We start from the raw sequence: 15,012 nt of genomic DNA on the forward strand, positions 1-15,012 counted from the left end.
CGCCGGACGCCCGGCCCTCCGGATGGTCAAGACGGAGGGCCGGCCTTCGCCGCGGCGCCCTCGATGACCATTTCCAGGCATTCGCGGAACAGGTCGTCCACGGTGCGGCCGGGCTGGAAGTAGTCGGCGATGGCGGCCACCACGGTCGGATACCGCTCGGAGAACGAGGCCAGGTCGAAGCCGTCGAGCGCGGCCCCTTCCGGGCGGGGAGCCTGCTCTTCGAGGACGTGGCCGACAGTGAAACGCTCTGTCGTCAGGACGATCACGCGGGCGTGCCGCAACGAGATTCCGCGCGCCACCAGACTGCTCATCGCCAGTTCGGAGACCGCCGCCATGGTGAGCGACAGTTGAGCGGCCGAGATGATCCGGGCGCCGTCCCGGTGGGCGAGCAGCGCGCGGCGCAATCGCTGCGCGAGACCGGTCAACCAGTCCTGCCAGCGCTCGTCCGGCCCGGGCGGCGACATCGTGTCGAACTGCTCGCCGAGTATCTCCTCGGCGATCGCGGTGACCAGCGCCGCCTTGCTGGGCACATGCCAGTAAAGAGTCGCCGCCTGCACGCCCAGTCGCGCGGCCAGTTTGCGCGTGGTCAGCCCGTCGAGACCTTCGTCATCCAGCAACGCGACGGCCTCGGCGACGATCCGCTGTCGATCCAGTGGCACTCCGCTACCTCCCGGCCGCACTCTATCAGTGGTAGAGTTTTCTCTAACAGCGTTAGAGACATGGGGGCGAAGATGATCGACAAACACTCTTTCCGCAGCCTGCTGCATCGCGCGACGCACCGCGTTCCCGGAATTCCGGCGCACGTCGAGAAGCCGGCCGGGCATCAGGGCGCGCCCCTTCACGGGGACGACCGCGCGCCTCGGCGGCCGCGGAACCGCAACCGCAACCACTCGACCGCCCGGCCGCCTCGGGTGCTGGCGTCCTGGCAGCGCCGGATCGCCGTGTTCTTCGGCCAGGAACTGTCATGAAGGCGGCGGTGTTGCACGAGGTCGGCGGCGTCCCTCGCTACGAGGACTTCCCGGACCCGGTGCCCGGCGAGGACGAAGTGATCATCGACGTGAAGGCGGTCGCCGTCGAAAACGTCGACAAGATGATCGCGGCGGGCACGCACTACGCCAGCGGAAGGTACCTCGCGCACCTGCCGGCGATCGCCGCGTTCGACGGCATCGGCACCCTGCCGGACGGCACTCTCGTCGGATTCGGCAATCCTCGCCTGCCTTACGGCGCGCTCTCCGAGAGGACCGTGGTGACGAAGGGTGCGTACGCCCCGATCGCGGAGGGCATCGATCCGGCTGTCGCGACGGTGCTGGGCACGGCCGTCACGGGCATGTCCATCACCACCGCCGCGGGTTTCGTGCCCGGCGAGACGGTACTGGTGCAGGGCGCGACCGGGGTCGCCGGGCGGCTCGCGGTCAAGGTGGCCCGGCTGCTCGGCGCCGGCCGGATCGTCGCGACCGGCCGGGACACCGAGCAATTGCGCGCCCTGCGGGCCATCGGCGCCGACACCGTGATCAGCACCGCCGTGCCCGACGACGAACTGGCCCAGGCGTTCGCCGACGCCAAGGGAGAGGGCTACGACGTCGTCCTGGACTATCTCTGGGGCCGCCCCACCAGGATCTTGCTGCGCTCGCTGGTCCCGGAATCGTTCGCGTTCCCGAAGCCGACGCGGATGATCCAGGTCGGCGAGGCGGCGGGCAGCACGCTCGCCGTCGCCGCGGAGAGCCTGCGCACCTCCGGGGTCGAGATCTGCGGCGCGGCCAAGGGACTCGACCCGGACACCATGGCCAAGGTCTACGGCCGGATCGTGGAGTGGACGCAATCGGGCGAACTCGCCTTCGACGTGGTCCGCGTCCCGCTGCGCGATATCGAGACCGCGTGGCAGCGCACCGATTTGCGAGGCGCGCGGCTAGTCGTACTGCCGTGACAGACGGCCGGGCCTCAAGAACGGCAGGCGACCGATATTCGTCCACAATGGACTTTTGTGCCCGAGACCGCCGCGGGCGAACCGTTGCGCCAAAACGCTTCCCGAGGACCGCGGTTGGCCCCCGCCGACCCGGCCAGGACGCTCCTCGCGATTTCGCGACGCGCTCCCTGTCGTCATCTCGCACTGCCTCGATCACCCGCCACGCCGCGTCGTCCTTGATGTCACGCAGATCCAACGCCTCGGCGAACACCGGCACATACCGGGCTGGGGGCCGGTTCCGGCCGGTAAAAGACAGACCTGGAACAGATGCCAGCCGGAGCGGGCCAGATTTTCCCGCAGCCCACGCATTATCAACTTCTCGACGCGGGAAGCCGCTACCCTGACGCGGCCATGGACGAGGTCAAGCCGGGTCTCCAACCTGCTTCCAGCTTGGCCTGGCAGCGACGGCTCCCCAGAGAACTCGCCAGAGCAGCGAAAATCTTCGTAGCCGCCACAGCGGCCAACCTGGAATCATGACCGCCATGAGCCAACCCCCAGACGGTCTCCCCGCCTACCGAGTCCTCACCGGACCCGACGACGCTGCCTTCTGCCGCCGGGTCAGCGAGGCCCTCGCGCTCGGCTACCGCCTGCACGAGGGCCCAGCGCTGACCTTCAACGGCGAAAACGTGATCGTCGCCCAAGCCGTGCTCTGGCCGGAAGCCGGAACCCGCTAGCGGTCGCTCCGCGGAGACACCAGCTCACTAGGCCCGCCACCAGATTCCCCAGCCACCGCCGCCAGTTCCTCCCCCACCGACTCCGACGCCTTCTTCGTGTCCTTCGTCAGCAGCGACGCCACGGCGCCGATCAGGCACACCACGATCGCGAAGCCGAACGCCACCGCGAGGCCGTCCTGGAACGGGCCCGAGATCAGGTTCGGGAAGAAGCTGCGGCCGGTCAGGAAGTTCGCCTGGTCCGCCGGCAGACTCCCCAATTGGCCGCCCAGCAGCTGCTGGATCGGGTTGTAGCCGAGGAAAGCCGCGAACAGCACCGCGACCGCCGGCAGGTGGGCGACCTGTTGCGCGGCCGCCTCGGGGACGCCGTGCTGGGTCAGGCCTTGTGACATCGCGATCGGCAGGTGGTCCGAGAGACCGGCGATGATCAGGCTGAAGAAGAAGCCGATCGACAGCACCATCGCCGCGTTCTGGAAGGTCGTCATCATGCCCGCGCCGGAACCTCGCGCGTCGGCGGGAAGGCTGTTCATCACCTCGGCTCGGTTGGGCGAGGAGAACATGCCCATGCCGATGCCGTTGAGCAGCAGGATCCCGGCGAACGCCCAGTAGTCGAAGTTCACCGGCAGCAGCATCAGCAGCAAGAACGTGAGCGCGGTGATGACCAGGCCGCCGGAGGCGAGCGCGCGGCTGCCGATCCGGTCGGACAGGATGCCGGACGTCGGCGCGGCCACCAGGAAGCCGATGGTCAGCGGGAGCATGTAGATCCCGGCCCACAGCGGCGTCTGCTCGAAGGTGAAACCGTGCTGCGGCAGCCAGATTCCCTGCAGCCAGATGATCAGCACGAACTGCAGCCCGCCGCGGCCGAGCGACGCCGTCAGGTTCGCCAGGTTGCCCCAGCTGAACGAGCGGATCCGGAACAGCGACAGCCGGAACAGCGGGTTGGGCACCTTCGTCTCGATCACCATGAAGGCGATCAGCACCGCGACGCCGCCGATCAGGCACGACAGCACCATCGGGCTGCCCCAGCCGGTCTGCGAAGTGCCGTACGGCTGGATTCCGTAGGTGATGCCCACCAGCACCGCGATGAGGCCGACGGCGAAGGTGATGTTGCCCCACCAGTCCATTTTCGCGTGCTGGCGGACGCCGGTGTCGTGCAGTTTGAGGTACGCCCACACCGTGCCGACGACGCCGAACGGCACCGACACCAGGAAGATCAGGTTCCAGTTCACCGGCGCGAGCACGCCGCCGACCACGAGGCCGAGGAACGAGCCCGCGATGGCCGCGACGCCGTTCATGCCGAGCGCGAGCCCGCGCTGGTTGGCCGGGAAGGCGTCGGTGAGGATGGCCGACGAGTTCGCCATCAGGAACGCGCCGCCGACGCCCTGCACGATCCGCCAGCCGATCAGCCACAGCGCGGCCGCGTCGCCGTCGAACCAGGTGATCGCCAGCATGATCGAGGAAACGGTGAACACGGCGAAGCCGAGGTTGTACATCCTGGCCCGGCCGTACATGTCGCCGAGCCTGCCGAACGCCACCACCAGCACCGCGGTGACCACGAGGAATCCCATGATCATCCACAGCAGGTAGCTCGTGTTCGACGGCTCCAGCGGGTTGATGCCGATGCCCTTGAAGATGTCGGGCAGCGCGATCAGCACGATCGACGAGTTGATCGTCGCGATCAGCATCCCGAGCGTCGTGTTGGACAGCGCGATCCACTTGTACCGCGGACCGAGTTCCGCGATCGAATACGTCCTGCGCTCCGCCACTGTCGAAAACCCCTCTCCCAGCCGTTCCCTTAGCTAGGCTAAGCAAGTTGCTTGCGGTAGGCAACCAACAAAAGAAAACGACTGGGAGACAAGGGTCACAAACGGATGACTATCCTTTGTGGACTGTTTACTTTCACTCGGTCGAGTTACCGCTGTGCGGGACCTCCGACGACCTTTCCGGGATTGAGGATCCCGTGCGGGTCGAGGGCGTTCTTGACCGCGTGGTGCAGGTCGAGAACCGCTGGTCCCAGCTCTTTCTCCAGCCCTGGCCGCTTCAGCAGGCCGACGCCGTGCTCGCCGGTCACGGTGCCGCCGAGTTCGAGCGCGTCGGCGACGATGTCGTCGAACGCGGCCTGCGCGCGGCGCTGCGCGTCGTCGTCCCCGGTCGGCGTGATCAGCAGGGGATGCAGATTCCCGTCTCCGATATGCGCGATATTAGCGATTTGCGTATTGTGTCGCTGCGCCGCCAGATCGATCCTGGCGAGCATTTCCGGCACCAAATGCGTCGGCACGCAGACGTCCTCGGTGAGCACCGGGCCGAGCCGTTCGAGCGCCGGGTACGCCAGCCGCCGGGCGGCGAACAGCGCGTCCGCCTCGGCCTCGTCGGTCGACTGCGCGGCCCAGGTCGCGCCCGCCTTTTCGAAGCACTCCACCATCACCGCGGCCTCGTGCCCGCCCGGCACGTCGCTGCGACCGAGCAGCACCACGTTCGCGTCCGCGGACAGGCCCATGTTCTTCCAGGCGTCCACCGCGGCCAGGCAATGCCGGTCCACCAGCTCCAGCGCCGAGGGCACGATGCCGGCCGCGCGGATCGCCGCCGCCGCCTCCCCCGCCGCGACCGTCGAGTCGAAGTACCCGGCGACGGTCGCCTCCGGCGCGCGTTTCGCCCGCAGCCGCACGGTGATTTCGGTGATGACGCCGAGCGTTCCCTCCGACCCGACCATCAGCCCGGCGAGGTCGTATCCGGCCACGCCTTTCGCGGTGCGGCGGCCGAGCCGGACGAGTTCGCCGGTGCCGGTGACGACCTGCAGCCCGAGCACGTAATCGCGCGTCACGCCGTACTTCACGCAGCACACGCCGCCCGCGTTGGTCGCGACGTTGCCGCCGATCGTCGACCACGGCGAGCTGGCCGGGTCCGGCGGATACCAAAGCCCTTGTTCGGCACAGGCCGCGCGGAGGTCGTCGTTGACCACGCCGGGTTCGACCACGGCGAGCCGTTCCACCGGGTCGATCTCCTTGATCGCGGTCATCCGGTCGGTCGTCAGGACGACGCACCCGGCCAGCGCGTTCGCCCCGCCGGACAACCCGGTTCCCGCGCCGCGCGGCACTACTGGCGTGCCGTGTTTGATGCATTGCCGCACGATCGCCCGCACCTCGTCCGCGGTGCGCGGGCGGACCAGGACCGCCGGTTCGCCATACGGGGCCCACTCCGCCTCGTCATGCGCGAAGCTGCGCAGCACGTCGGGGTCCCGCACGATTCGGTCGTCCGGCAGGACGGTGTGCAGGTCGTCGATCAGCATGGGGGCTCCCGCGTTCTTCCGGTCCGCTTTCCCTCCTCAGGTTAGGTCGAAATCCGGGGAGAACCGGCGCCGCTCGGGCAACCGGTGCCCGCCGTGCTCGCCCCGGCTACCCTGACCAGCGGGGTAACGGGAGGGCGGAGCAGATGGCTTCCGGAGCAGCCGGAACGGACACGGCGCGGCGCAGGCGGCGCACCACGGCGGCCCTCAAGGAGTCGCTGCGGGAACTGCGCAATCAGCTGTCGCTGCTGAACCACCAGGTCGGCGGACGGCTGAAGCTCAAGGACGTCGACCTCGACTGCCTCGAACTGATCTCGTCCGCCGGACCGCTGAGCCCCAGCGCGCTCGCCCGCCGCGCGGGCCTGCATCCGGCGACCGTGACCGGCATCCTCGACCGGCTGCAGCGCGGCGGATGGATAGCGCGCGAACGGGATCCGGACGCGGCCGACCGGCGCGCGGTCACCGTGCGGGCGGTGCCGGGGCGCACGCAGGAGCTGTTTCGCGTGTACAGCGGGATGAGCTCAGCCATGGACGACCTGTGCGCCGGATACACCGAAGACGAGCTGATGCTGATCGCCGGGTTCCTGCGCCGCACCGCCGAAGCGGGCCGGGCGGCGACCGACGAACTGTCCGGGGAATGACAAAGGGCCTCGCCGCTTCGCCCGAGCGCGAAACGACGAGGCCCTGGTATCGGTCGCTCAGCTGTCGAGCGTGCCGTACACGATGATGTTGTCGAGATAGCTCTTCTTCGCGGCGTCGAACGCGCCGCCGCAGGTGATCAGCCGGATCTGCGAGTCGGTGGTGTTGCCGTACACGGCTTCGGTGGGGAACGTCTTCTTCGCGATCTGGTCCACCTTGGTCACCGTGAACGAGGCCGTCGACCCGTCCTTGCGCCCGATGATGACCTTGTCGCCCTTCTTCATCTCGTGCAGCCGCCAGAAAATGCCCTTCTGGTGGTTGCCGTCGATGTGGCCGAGGACGACCGCCGGTCCGACCTGGCCCGGCTTGGGGCCGAAGTGGTACCAGCCTGCCTGCAGCGGCTGGTCGACCGGCGGCACCTGGACGCTCTTGTCGTCGTTGAGGCCGAGCGGCACCAGCGACGAATGCGCGGAGATGCTGGGAACGTCGAGCGAGACCGGGTCCGCGACCTGCTGGGCGGCCGCCGCGGAATTCGCCGGCACCGCGGCGGGCGGGGTATCCGCCGAACCGCAGCCCAGCAGGGCGAAGTTCGCGACGAAAGCCAGCAGGAGCGCGAAAAGCCCGAACCGGGAACGGGTCACCGGGCGGTCACCGCGGCCAGCGAACCGTCGCCGGTCTCCGGCGCGCCGACCGGCACAACGGTCACCTGGCCGGGGCCTTCGGCGGGCGGGGTGCCCGGCTTGCCCGGCTCGGAGGGCTGGGTGGACGACGGCGGGGTGGTCGGGTTGCCCGCGACCTTGGCGCAGGTGGCCGAGGCGAGGACGATGTCGCCCTTGCCGAGCGCGCCGGTGACGTCGCCGCCGAGGAGCTTGATGTGCAGCGCGTTGACGGTGAGGCTGCCGTCGGAGTGCTTGACCTGCTCGTTGACGATCACCTGCAGCACGCCGTCGATGCCGAGCTTCTGGTTCGGCTTGGTCGACACCGGGATCTTGCCGATCTTGCCGAGGTCGAGGCCGGCCAGCTCGGACGAGGCGGTGATGCCGTCCGGAGTGGACTTGCACTCGGAGCTGATCACGCGGGCCGTGGGGGTGGAACCGGCGAGCGGGGCGAGCACCGGGAGCGCGGCGTCGACGATGGAGGCCTTCGAGTCGACCGGGCCGCTGCTGCCGTCCTGCTTCGCCGAGCTGCTGATGACCTTCGCCGTGACCAGGCCCTTCAGCGGCACGTTCACCACCTGCGCGGACTCCGGGCCCTCGGTCGAGGACGGGGCGATCTTGCCGGTGTCGACCGTGATCCCCTTGTCGCCGAGCACGCCGGGCAGCAGCGAGACCGAGGCGGACGCGCCGTAGGCCGACCCGGCGGGCGACTCGGCGGCGAGCGCCGACGGGGCGACGGCGGTGGCGAGCAAAGCCAGCGCGGGAACGGCGACCGCGACGGTCCGTCCGCGCAGCAGGGCAGAACGCATGAATTGTCCTTCCGAACATCAAGAATGGAGCCGCCGCACGGATCCCCGAATCCACGCGTGACCGCACACAACTGTCGGTCACCGGCAGGGCGCGACATTATCAAGACGCCCCGGAAACGCAAAGCAAGATCCGTCGCGCAGCGCGCCCGACCGACGGTTCCGGTGACCACAATTATCGCAATTTCACCACTAAAGAGTGATGTAACGCGGCGTCGTGGACGCGGTTTTCTCACGCTGAGCTACCGGAATCGAGGGCCGCCTGGCGGATTGCGCCTCAGCCCACCCGGAGGGGTGATCCTGCGAAGGGTTCGATTCGGATACTCATTGTCATGTGACCGCTACCGTTCCCCGGCGGCCATTCCTGGTTCGCCAATTCGTCCCGCGACCGGCGCGGGCATCGGCGGAAAATGTCCGCAAGGGAATCAGCGGGAACGGAACGAGCGAACGGGAAAAAGGGTACGGTTTTCTTGCCCAGGGCGGTGACCAGCGGCAATGCGCGATTGTGGACAGTCCGAAAAGGACTTTCGGCGCGTTCTCCGGTTACTCCACAGTGACGGTGACCTGGTAGAAAATCCCGGTCCGATCAGGAAACACCAGCGCGCCGCGTTCGTCGACCATCTTCCACAGGACGTGGCAGACGCCGGTGCCGGTCGGGGTCACCGGGACGCTCACCTCCACCAGTTGCCCCGGCTCGGCATCCGGGACCGGGACGCGCGGCGGGGACGGGCACAGCACCGTCGTGCCGCCCGCGACCTGCAGAAAGCGGCTGCGCCACGGCACTGACCCGGTGTTCTTCAGCCGCCAAATCTTCGTGAATGTCCGGCCATAGCGGGTTTTCGCGCCGTCAGGGAAGGTGACGTCGCCGGAGAGGCCGTCGCCGCCGAAGCCGGACGAGTCGCCGGGCAGCGGGTAGTGCGGGGCGGCGGCTTCTTTGTCGCGGGACGACGGAGTGGCCAGGACTACGACCGCGGCCACGAGTCCGAGGACGACCAGGACGGTTGCCGCGACGACGATCGAACCCCAGCGGCGGGTCTTGGCAGGCTCCCGGGGCGGAGTGGCGAATGGCTCGGCGGGGTGGCTCTCAACGGGAGAAGCGGCGTCGACTGCGCTCCAGCCCCCTGCGCCGGGCGGATCGGTGTGCACCGAGGTATCGAATGCCTGGTCCGGTGAATCGGTCTCGCCTGCAGAGCCCGCCGAAGCAGCCCAAGACGGGTCCGATTGCCCTTCGACTGCCTCTTCCCAGCGCGCCAGCCACTCGCGCCGCACCGTCTCCTCGTCGCGGCCGAGGCCGGTCACCGCAAGGCTGCGGACGAACTCCCAGGTCGTCGGCCAGGACGGCGCGCTGCGTCCGCGCGTGGCGGCCGACAGCGCCGATTTCGACGCAGCAGCGCCGAGTTCCGTGCGCATCCGGTCGTAGGACGGGTCGCCTGCTTCCCGCTTCAAGTCCAGCAGCCCGCAGGCGAATCGGGAGACCGGGCCCGCGCCCGCGTCGGGCACGATGTGCTTGCGACCTCGGCGGGCCTGGGGCTGCCCGGCCGCGGGCTCGCTCATGACACCTCCAATGATCGACATCGACCCTTGGAGGTTGCCAGGCGGCCCGGGGCGGCGCAGCCCCGGCCCGCCCGGCTCGTCAGCGAACGGGGCTCAGAGCTTGCAGCCCTTCTGGATGCGCACGACCGAGTGGTCGAGGCCGATGTGGAACTTCTTCTTGCCCTTGGTGCCGCCGTTGGTGGTCATGCACTGAACGCTCATCGCGCCGTCCGTGTCCTTCAGCACGATGCCTGCGGACACCTTGTGCGAACAGTGGTTGTTGAAGTACACGGTGACGTTCGTGGCGCCGTCGCCCCACGAGTAGTTGGCCTTCTTCCCGGACGGCTTAGTGCACTTGATGCTCGCGGTGTGCTTGCTCTGCGCGCTCACCGGAGCCGCGGTGTCCGCCGACGCGGCGGGCGCGGCGATCCCGGCGAATGCGATCCCCAGCGCGGAGGCGGCCATCAGCGTCTTGCCGATCTTCATGGGTGTCCCCTCGGACGAAACGGAATGGAGTTACAGCCGGGAAATCCCGGTGCACTCATCCCAGCGCGCCGTCCGTTCTGTCCTCAACCGCTGAGTGTCCATGGTCAATGCGGGGTGTTGTCCACGCAGGTCAGCGAATTGTCCACGGCTCAGTCAGCCGGGCCGCGCAGTGTCAGGACCACGCGTAAGACGTGTTCGACGGCCGACTCGAACTAGGCCAGTTGAGATCCAGTCGTCCGCGCAGTGTCGCTCGCGCCCTAGGTTCAGGGGTCATGGCAGAAGCGTCGGAACAACTCCGAAGCACTTAGGGGCAGCCAACTGATCAGCAGACAGACGCACCTACTGCTTCCCAATCCGACCGGAACTGCGACACCTGGCTACACATAGTCACAGGCGCGTTGCCCGCCCGACGCTGACACCGCGAAGCAGGACCCTGCGGCGAGAAACAACCCTGCGAATATTTGCCTGCGAACAGGGCCGGAAGCCGGCAAAATGTTCATGTGCCAGCACCCTTCACTAGAGCTCTCTGCGGCTACCGGAAGAAGAACGGCAAGCCGAACATGTCCGACGCTAGCGACAATCTTTCGGTGCGTCTCGGAACTCGGTTCTTGGAGGTCGCCGGAGCATGGCACGAGCGGCCCGACCAGGATGGCTCTGATCTCGAGCGGCATGTGATCACGACCCTGCAAGCGGTACGCCCAGACCTGGAGATCAAGCAATCATGCTCGGCGTCGGACTTTAGTCAGTACGCCCACCTGAACGTCTTCCCAGCCTTCCGCTCCGGATACAGCAACTCCGCGAAAGAGGTCAAGGCGCTGGTCTCCGCTGTCGAAGCGCTACCCGACGGCCCCGACCGACGTCGGCTTATCACCATCGCCCAGCACATCGGTCAAAGTATCGATGCCAACGCAGAATTGGTGACGAAGTTGGTCGGCCTCATGCCGGAGGAATCCTTGCTCAAACTTGACGTTGTGGTCGGACGTCCGCACGACGGCGAACTTCCGGAGCTGGCGTTAGCACTGTCGGCCAAGTGGTCCCTTCGTACTGACAGGGCGCAAGATTGCGTCTCACAGGGCAACAAGCTAGTCACTCAACGTCGTGGTCGAATGCCGCACTTCGGTGTCATAACGGCAGAGACCCGACCGTCAATGCTCAAAATCCTGGCAGACGGCTCCGGCTCTGTTGACTGGGTATACCACCTCGACCTCGACTCTCTGGCGAAAGCGATCGACGTTGAGGCAAAGACGCGGCGCGAGCCAGCGAGCTGGTCACCGAAGAAGACCTTCGATCGGCTCATGAACCAGAACCGTCTCCGAGACTTCGACGACCTGGTCCGCGTCGTCGAGTCTCTTCCATCGAAGCCCTGAACATAGACCGGATTGCCCAACGCGAAACCTGTCCCGCGCCGCGGCTCCAGAAGATACGGTGGATGCGTGTCCGAAGACTTGGTCCTGTTCGGCCCTAACTCGCACGTCGAAGTACGGGTCGATCCGAAGCCTGCGCACGTAGCCGACAATGACCCTGCACTGCAGCAGGTCGTCGACTGGTTCCAAAAGCTTCCTGGCCTGCAGCAACATTTTGGGTCGATCCTGCGTCAATCAATCGACGAGGTGCTCGACGGGCAGCGCACCGGGCGGTACGACATCGATCTCGCAGAGAAGACTGAAAAGACCTACCTGGGAACCAAGGTCGAAATCATCACTCGCGCCGCCTTCGATCTCCCCCGCGGCGCGAACATGGACTACGCCGTCGCCGGGCACGACGTCGACTCGAAGTTCTCGATGCGGGGATCATGGTCGATACCGACCGAAGCCATGGGACACATGTGCCTGCTGACCTCTGCCAACGACCGGAAGAGACTCTTCAACGTCGGTCTGATCCGGATCACTCCCGAAGTTCTCAACAAAGGACTCAACAAAGACCAAAAAACCACGATCACTGCTGCGGCGCGGAGCCGCGTAGTGTGGCTGGCCCAAGATGCCACATTGCCAGAAAATCTCCTGCTCACCCTGCCTGACCCGCTGGTCCGCACCATCATCACCTCGGGCTCAGGCCAGAAAAGAATCAATCAGCTGCTACGTAGCGTCCAAGGACGAATCATCGAGCGCAACACTGCGGTGACAGTCGCGAGGCAAGCTGATGGCCTCAAACGCTGTCGCGACGCACGGCCTCAGCTCGCTCGAGAAGGCATTGTCGTCCTCGGTCACCAAAATCAGAGCCCAATAGTTGCGCGCGCACTTGGTCTTCCAATTCCGGTAAAAGGCACGTTTCTGTCAGTACGCTTGACACCAGCAGATGCGCTGACGTCCAACCGACCGACGGTTACTCTTCCCGAAGGCACGTACGCTGTCGCTCAGCCTGACGATCCCATAACACCGGCACCAACAATCCATTACTGACTCTTAGCCACTGTACAGGTACCAGACAGCTGCCGTTGCATGTACGAGGCCGACTAAACAACCACCTCAGATGAGTTCGAATCGACATCGCTCGGCTGACTCGAGACTAGACGCATAGGCGGCACGGGATCGACTTGCGCGTCCTGCGCAAGGTTCCGCGGAGATAGGGCTTGAGGTGGTGCGCGATGGCTTCCGCCAGCATCGGAGGGACAGCATTGCCGATCTGCTTGGCAACTTGAAGCTTTGTGCCACACCACTGAAAGTCGTCGGGGAAGCTCTGGAGACGAGCAGCCTCCCAGTGCGTAATCGGACGATCGACGCTGTGCCCCGCGTCGTCTTTCTCCCATTGCGGGTGCAGATACTGTCCCTTTTCCGGCTTGAAGAACTCCGTACGTATCGTCAGTGAGGGCATCTCCCAACGCATCCGCCCCATAACATCTGTCGTGCCGGTCTTCTTCTCTCTCCAGCAGCGCGACAACAACTCATCCGGCAGGTTGAACCGGCCGCCGCCTGGCGGGATATGCCGGTAGCGCTTCAGAGACAACTCAGTCGGATTCCGGCCGATGTGAAGATCGGAGCTTTTGAAGATACCGGGGATGTCTTCACCGAAGAATTCCACAGACGAAGCCGGCAGCTCCGTCGTCTCCGGCGTCTCGGGCAGCCCGCTCAGAACGTCACGGGTTGTGTGCCACTCGGGCAGAGCATCCAGCGTCCCGATCCGAGCGTGTGTCGGTGTGGGGAGCGGAATGCTGCCGACACGAGATCCGATCACAATGGTCCGTTTCCGCCGCTGCGGAACACCGAAGTCGGCAGCCAACAAGAACCCCGACGTCAACTCGTAGCCTTCAAGAAGCCCACCAGGCTGCGCCTCGGCCTGCAGAAGAGCGAACTCGCTGGAAGAGAAGAAGCGGTCCACGTTTTCGATGACGAAGACCTTCGGTGCGGCGTGTCGGACGAAGCGAATGTACTCCTTCCACAGCTTGTTCCGGGGATCGTTCACATTGCGGGACCCGAGGTTGGAGAAACCCTGGCACGGAGGCCCGCCGATGATCAGATCAACTTGCGGGATGTCCTCATCCGGGATGGTCGCGATGTCCGCGTAACGAGTGTGCGACTCCCCGAAGTTGGCCGCGTAGGTCGCGGCCGCATGCAGGTCAAACTCGACCGACATCACCGGTTTGAACCCCTTCGCAGCCATAAAACCCGAGGTCATGCCTCCACAGCCAGCGAACAAGTCGATCATCGAGATCGGTTTCGTACCCACACCACGCAGGCTAGTCGACACCACCGACAATCCCTGGCATCGACCCTCAGATCCGCGATCGCGGATCGCGCCCACCTCCGTGTGCTCCCGCCCCGATCGCCACCGCAGCAGAGGCCTCAGCGACGAACAGAGAAGCTGACCTTTAAGCCATCATCGCTGCGCTGTGCACGCTGACTGCACCTGCCGTCATCACGACGACAACGCTTGACTGACTACAGGGATAGATACTTTTACCCTGGATGCTCAGTACGAAGCATTCGGCCAGTCATCAACGCTGACGGTCCACGCAGGTCAGCGGATTGTCCACGGCTCAGTCAGCCGGGCCGCGCAGTGTCAGGACCACGCGTAAGACGTGTTCGACGGCCGACTCGAACATCGCGCCGCGCAGTTCGCCGCGCGTCTCGAGGTTGCGCGCGGCGAGGTCGAGCATCCGGTCCGGTCCGACCCGGCGCACGAGGAGCGCGGCGACCTCCTCGAGGTCGAGGCTCGGGTTGTCGAGCCGGGCGAGGGCGAACTCGATGATGAGCTCTTCGTCGGTCACTCTTTCAGGGTAGCCACGAAACGGGCTTCAGCCATGGCTCTGATAGCGCCCGTACGGATAGGCCTCGACCAGGGTGACCCGCACGACCGCGCCGCTGGGCACCTCGTACTCCCGCTGCTCCCCCGGCTTGGCGCCGTCCAGCGCGCGCCCGAGCGGCGAGTCCGGCGAGTAGACCTCCAGGTCGGTGCCGACCTCGTCGCGGGCGGCCAGCAGGAACGTCTCGACCCCGCCGTCGTCGTAGCGGACGGTCAGGACCATGCCGGGCTCGGCGATTCCGTCGTCCGGCGGGTCTTCGCCGACGACGGCGCTGCGCAGTAGGTCCTGCAGCTGCCGGATCCGCGCCTGCAGGTGCTGCCTGCGGTCGAGCCGGTCGTGCTCGCCCGCCCCCTCGCCGAGTTCGGGTTCGCGCCGCAGGTCAGCGAGTTCCGCGGCGAGGCGGGCGTGCGCGTCGGCAGTCAGCCAGGGACGCGAAGAGGTGGTCGACATGGGAGGTGCCTTTCGGATGTCGTCCGTGGGGGCCGGGCCAGCAGGAGGCGTCCAGCCCCCACGGACTTTCGAGGAGTCCCGCGGCGGTCAGCGGGGCTCGGGCCCGGTGCGGCGGTCGAGCACGCCGGCGTCGGCGGCGAACCAGCCGGCGGCTTTCACCAGGATGTCTCGTTCGGTGCGCAGCAAGGCGTTCTCCGCGCGGAGGAACATCAGCTCGGCGTGCTCGTCGCCGGTCAGCGGCGGACCGGCGGGTTCGGCGGACACTCTTGGATCAGACACCGTCGG

17 protein-coding genes are annotated in these 15,012 nt (G+C 66.6%); 6 read left to right on the plus strand and 11 right to left on the minus strand.

The features are described 5' to 3' along the window. Positions 1 to 26: 26 nt before the first annotated feature. Positions 27 to 659, minus strand: coding sequence for a TetR/AcrR family transcriptional regulator C-terminal domain-containing protein (locus ABZX37_RS08795; RefSeq protein ID WP_354737445.1), 633 nt, complete (start codon positions 657 to 659; stop codon positions 27 to 29). Positions 660 to 719: 60 nt separating this feature from the next. On the opposite strand from ABZX37_RS08795, the gene ABZX37_RS08800 reads away from it, so the two are divergent. The 3 genes from ABZX37_RS08800 to ABZX37_RS08810 all read left to right on the plus strand — a co-directional run bounded on the left by ABZX37_RS08800 (position 720) and on the right by ABZX37_RS08810 (position 2,637). Then, complete coding sequence (locus ABZX37_RS08800) at positions 720 to 968, plus strand: hypothetical protein (RefSeq protein WP_354737447.1); 249 nt, start codon at positions 720 to 722, stop codon at positions 966 to 968. Continuing rightward, positions 965 to 1,924 (plus strand): zinc-binding alcohol dehydrogenase family protein, encoded by a 960-nt coding sequence (locus tag ABZX37_RS08805; protein ID WP_354737449.1) that lies wholly within the window; start codon positions 965 to 967, stop codon positions 1,922 to 1,924. Before ABZX37_RS08800 ends, ABZX37_RS08805 begins: the two co-directional genes overlap by 4 nt. 521 nt (positions 1,925 to 2,445) lie before the next feature. Next, positions 2,446 to 2,637 carry a DUF1737 domain-containing protein gene (locus ABZX37_RS08810; protein ID WP_354737451.1) on the plus strand — a complete coding sequence of 64 codons (192 nt, stop codon included), beginning with the start codon at positions 2,446 to 2,448 and terminating at the stop codon, positions 2,635 to 2,637. On the opposite strand, the gene ABZX37_RS08815 is transcribed toward ABZX37_RS08810, so the two are convergent. Together ABZX37_RS08815 and ABZX37_RS08820 are read right to left on the minus strand one after the other, a co-directional pair. Then, positions 2,634 to 4,400 (minus strand): MFS transporter, encoded by a 1,767-nt coding sequence (locus tag ABZX37_RS08815; protein ID WP_354737453.1) that lies wholly within the window; start codon positions 4,398 to 4,400, stop codon positions 2,634 to 2,636. The two genes, ABZX37_RS08810 and ABZX37_RS08815, sit on opposite strands and share 4 nt — an antisense overlap. 146 nt (positions 4,401 to 4,546) lie before the next feature. After that, positions 4,547 to 5,920 carry an FAD-linked oxidase C-terminal domain-containing protein gene (locus ABZX37_RS08820; RefSeq protein WP_354737455.1) on the minus strand — a complete coding sequence of 458 codons (1,374 nt, stop codon included), beginning with the start codon at positions 5,918 to 5,920 and terminating at the stop codon, positions 4,547 to 4,549. Positions 5,921 to 6,063: 143 nt separating this feature from the next. Here ABZX37_RS08820 and ABZX37_RS08825 point away from each other — a divergent pair, with 143 nt between their 5' ends. Next, a complete protein-coding gene (locus tag ABZX37_RS08825; protein ID WP_354737457.1) occupies positions 6,064 to 6,558 on the plus strand; it encodes a MarR family transcriptional regulator in 495 nt (164 codons plus the stop codon). Between the two features lie 57 nt (positions 6,559 to 6,615). Here ABZX37_RS08825 and ABZX37_RS08830 read toward each other — a convergent pair whose 3' ends face one another. From ABZX37_RS08830 to ABZX37_RS08845, 4 genes are all read right to left on the minus strand, one after another. Continuing rightward, entirely contained in the window at positions 6,616 to 7,197 is a 582-nt protein-coding gene (locus ABZX37_RS08830; RefSeq protein WP_354737459.1) for a class F sortase, read from the minus strand. Beyond that, on the minus strand, positions 7,194 to 8,021 hold the full coding sequence (locus ABZX37_RS08835; RefSeq protein WP_354737461.1) for a choice-of-anchor P family protein: 828 nt from the start codon (positions 8,019 to 8,021) through the stop codon (positions 7,194 to 7,196). Before ABZX37_RS08835 ends, ABZX37_RS08830 begins: the two co-directional genes overlap by 4 nt. A gap of 540 nt (positions 8,022 to 8,561) precedes the next feature. Continuing rightward, positions 8,562 to 9,572, minus strand: a complete 1,011-nt coding sequence (locus ABZX37_RS08840; protein WP_354737463.1) for an NBR1-Ig-like domain-containing protein — start codon at positions 9,570 to 9,572, stop codon at positions 8,562 to 8,564. 93 nt (positions 9,573 to 9,665) lie between these two features. Then, a complete protein-coding gene (locus tag ABZX37_RS08845) occupies positions 9,666 to 10,037 on the minus strand; it encodes a hypothetical protein (RefSeq protein WP_354737465.1) in 372 nt (123 codons plus the stop codon). Positions 10,038 to 10,537: 500 nt separating this feature from the next. On the opposite strand from ABZX37_RS08845, the gene ABZX37_RS08850 reads away from it, so the two are divergent. Continuing rightward, a complete protein-coding gene (locus tag ABZX37_RS08850; protein ID WP_354737467.1) occupies positions 10,538 to 11,404 on the plus strand; it encodes an NgoMIV family type II restriction endonuclease in 867 nt (288 codons plus the stop codon). Positions 11,405 to 11,470: 66 nt separating this feature from the next. After that, positions 11,471 to 12,436, plus strand: coding sequence for a NaeI family type II restriction endonuclease (locus ABZX37_RS08855; RefSeq protein WP_354737469.1), 966 nt, complete (start codon positions 11,471 to 11,473; stop codon positions 12,434 to 12,436). Positions 12,437 to 12,542: 106 nt separating this feature from the next. Here the strand turns inward: ABZX37_RS08855 and ABZX37_RS08860 are convergent, their stop codons facing one another. The 4 genes from ABZX37_RS08860 to ABZX37_RS08875 form a co-directional block, all read right to left on the minus strand. After that, positions 12,543 to 13,700 carry a DNA cytosine methyltransferase gene (locus ABZX37_RS08860; protein ID WP_354737471.1) on the minus strand — a complete coding sequence of 386 codons (1,158 nt, stop codon included), beginning with the start codon at positions 13,698 to 13,700 and terminating at the stop codon, positions 12,543 to 12,545. Positions 13,701 to 14,010: 310 nt separating this feature from the next. Further along, positions 14,011 to 14,241 carry a hypothetical protein gene (locus ABZX37_RS08865; RefSeq protein WP_116200055.1) on the minus strand — a complete coding sequence of 77 codons (231 nt, stop codon included), beginning with the start codon at positions 14,239 to 14,241 and terminating at the stop codon, positions 14,011 to 14,013. Between the two features lie 27 nt (positions 14,242 to 14,268). Next, positions 14,269 to 14,727, minus strand: coding sequence for a GreA/GreB family elongation factor (locus ABZX37_RS08870; protein WP_354737473.1), 459 nt, complete (start codon positions 14,725 to 14,727; stop codon positions 14,269 to 14,271). A gap of 87 nt (positions 14,728 to 14,814) precedes the next feature. After that, positions 14,815 to 14,991 (minus strand): hypothetical protein, encoded by a 177-nt coding sequence (locus tag ABZX37_RS08875; protein ID WP_354737475.1) that lies wholly within the window; start codon positions 14,989 to 14,991, stop codon positions 14,815 to 14,817. Positions 14,992 to 15,012: the final 21 nt, after the last annotated feature.

Origin of the sequence: Amycolatopsis sp. NPDC004079, from assembly GCF_040610415.1 — a bacterium.
Lineage (GTDB): Bacteria > Actinomycetota > Actinomycetes > Mycobacteriales > Pseudonocardiaceae > Amycolatopsis > Amycolatopsis halotolerans.

What these genes read in the sequence shown, in the direction of transcription:
- ABZX37_RS08800 (WP_354737447.1), top strand. Translation starts at nt 720, where the DNA reads ATGGGGGCGAAGATGATCGACAAACACTCTTTCCGCAGCCTGCTGCAT.
- ABZX37_RS08845 (WP_354737465.1), bottom strand. Translation starts at nt 10,037, where the DNA reads ATGAAGATCGGCAAGACGCTGATGGCCGCCTCCGCGCTGGGGATCGCA.
- ABZX37_RS08805 (WP_354737449.1), top strand. Translation starts at nt 965, where the DNA reads ATGAAGGCGGCGGTGTTGCACGAGGTCGGCGGCGTCCCTCGCTACGAG.
- ABZX37_RS08825 (WP_354737457.1), top strand. Translation starts at nt 6,064, where the DNA reads ATGGCTTCCGGAGCAGCCGGAACGGACACGGCGCGGCGCAGGCGGCGC.
- ABZX37_RS08820 (WP_354737455.1), bottom strand. Translation starts at nt 5,920, where the DNA reads ATGCTGATCGACGACCTGCACACCGTCCTGCCGGACGACCGAATCGTG.
- ABZX37_RS08835 (WP_354737461.1), bottom strand. Translation starts at nt 8,021, where the DNA reads ATGCGTTCTGCCCTGCTGCGCGGACGGACCGTCGCGGTCGCCGTTCCC.
- ABZX37_RS08810 (WP_354737451.1), top strand. Translation starts at nt 2,446, where the DNA reads ATGAGCCAACCCCCAGACGGTCTCCCCGCCTACCGAGTCCTCACCGGA.
- ABZX37_RS08840 (WP_354737463.1), bottom strand. Translation starts at nt 9,572, where the DNA reads ATGAGCGAGCCCGCGGCCGGGCAGCCCCAGGCCCGCCGAGGTCGCAAG.
- ABZX37_RS08870 (WP_354737473.1), bottom strand. Translation starts at nt 14,727, where the DNA reads ATGTCGACCACCTCTTCGCGTCCCTGGCTGACTGCCGACGCGCACGCC.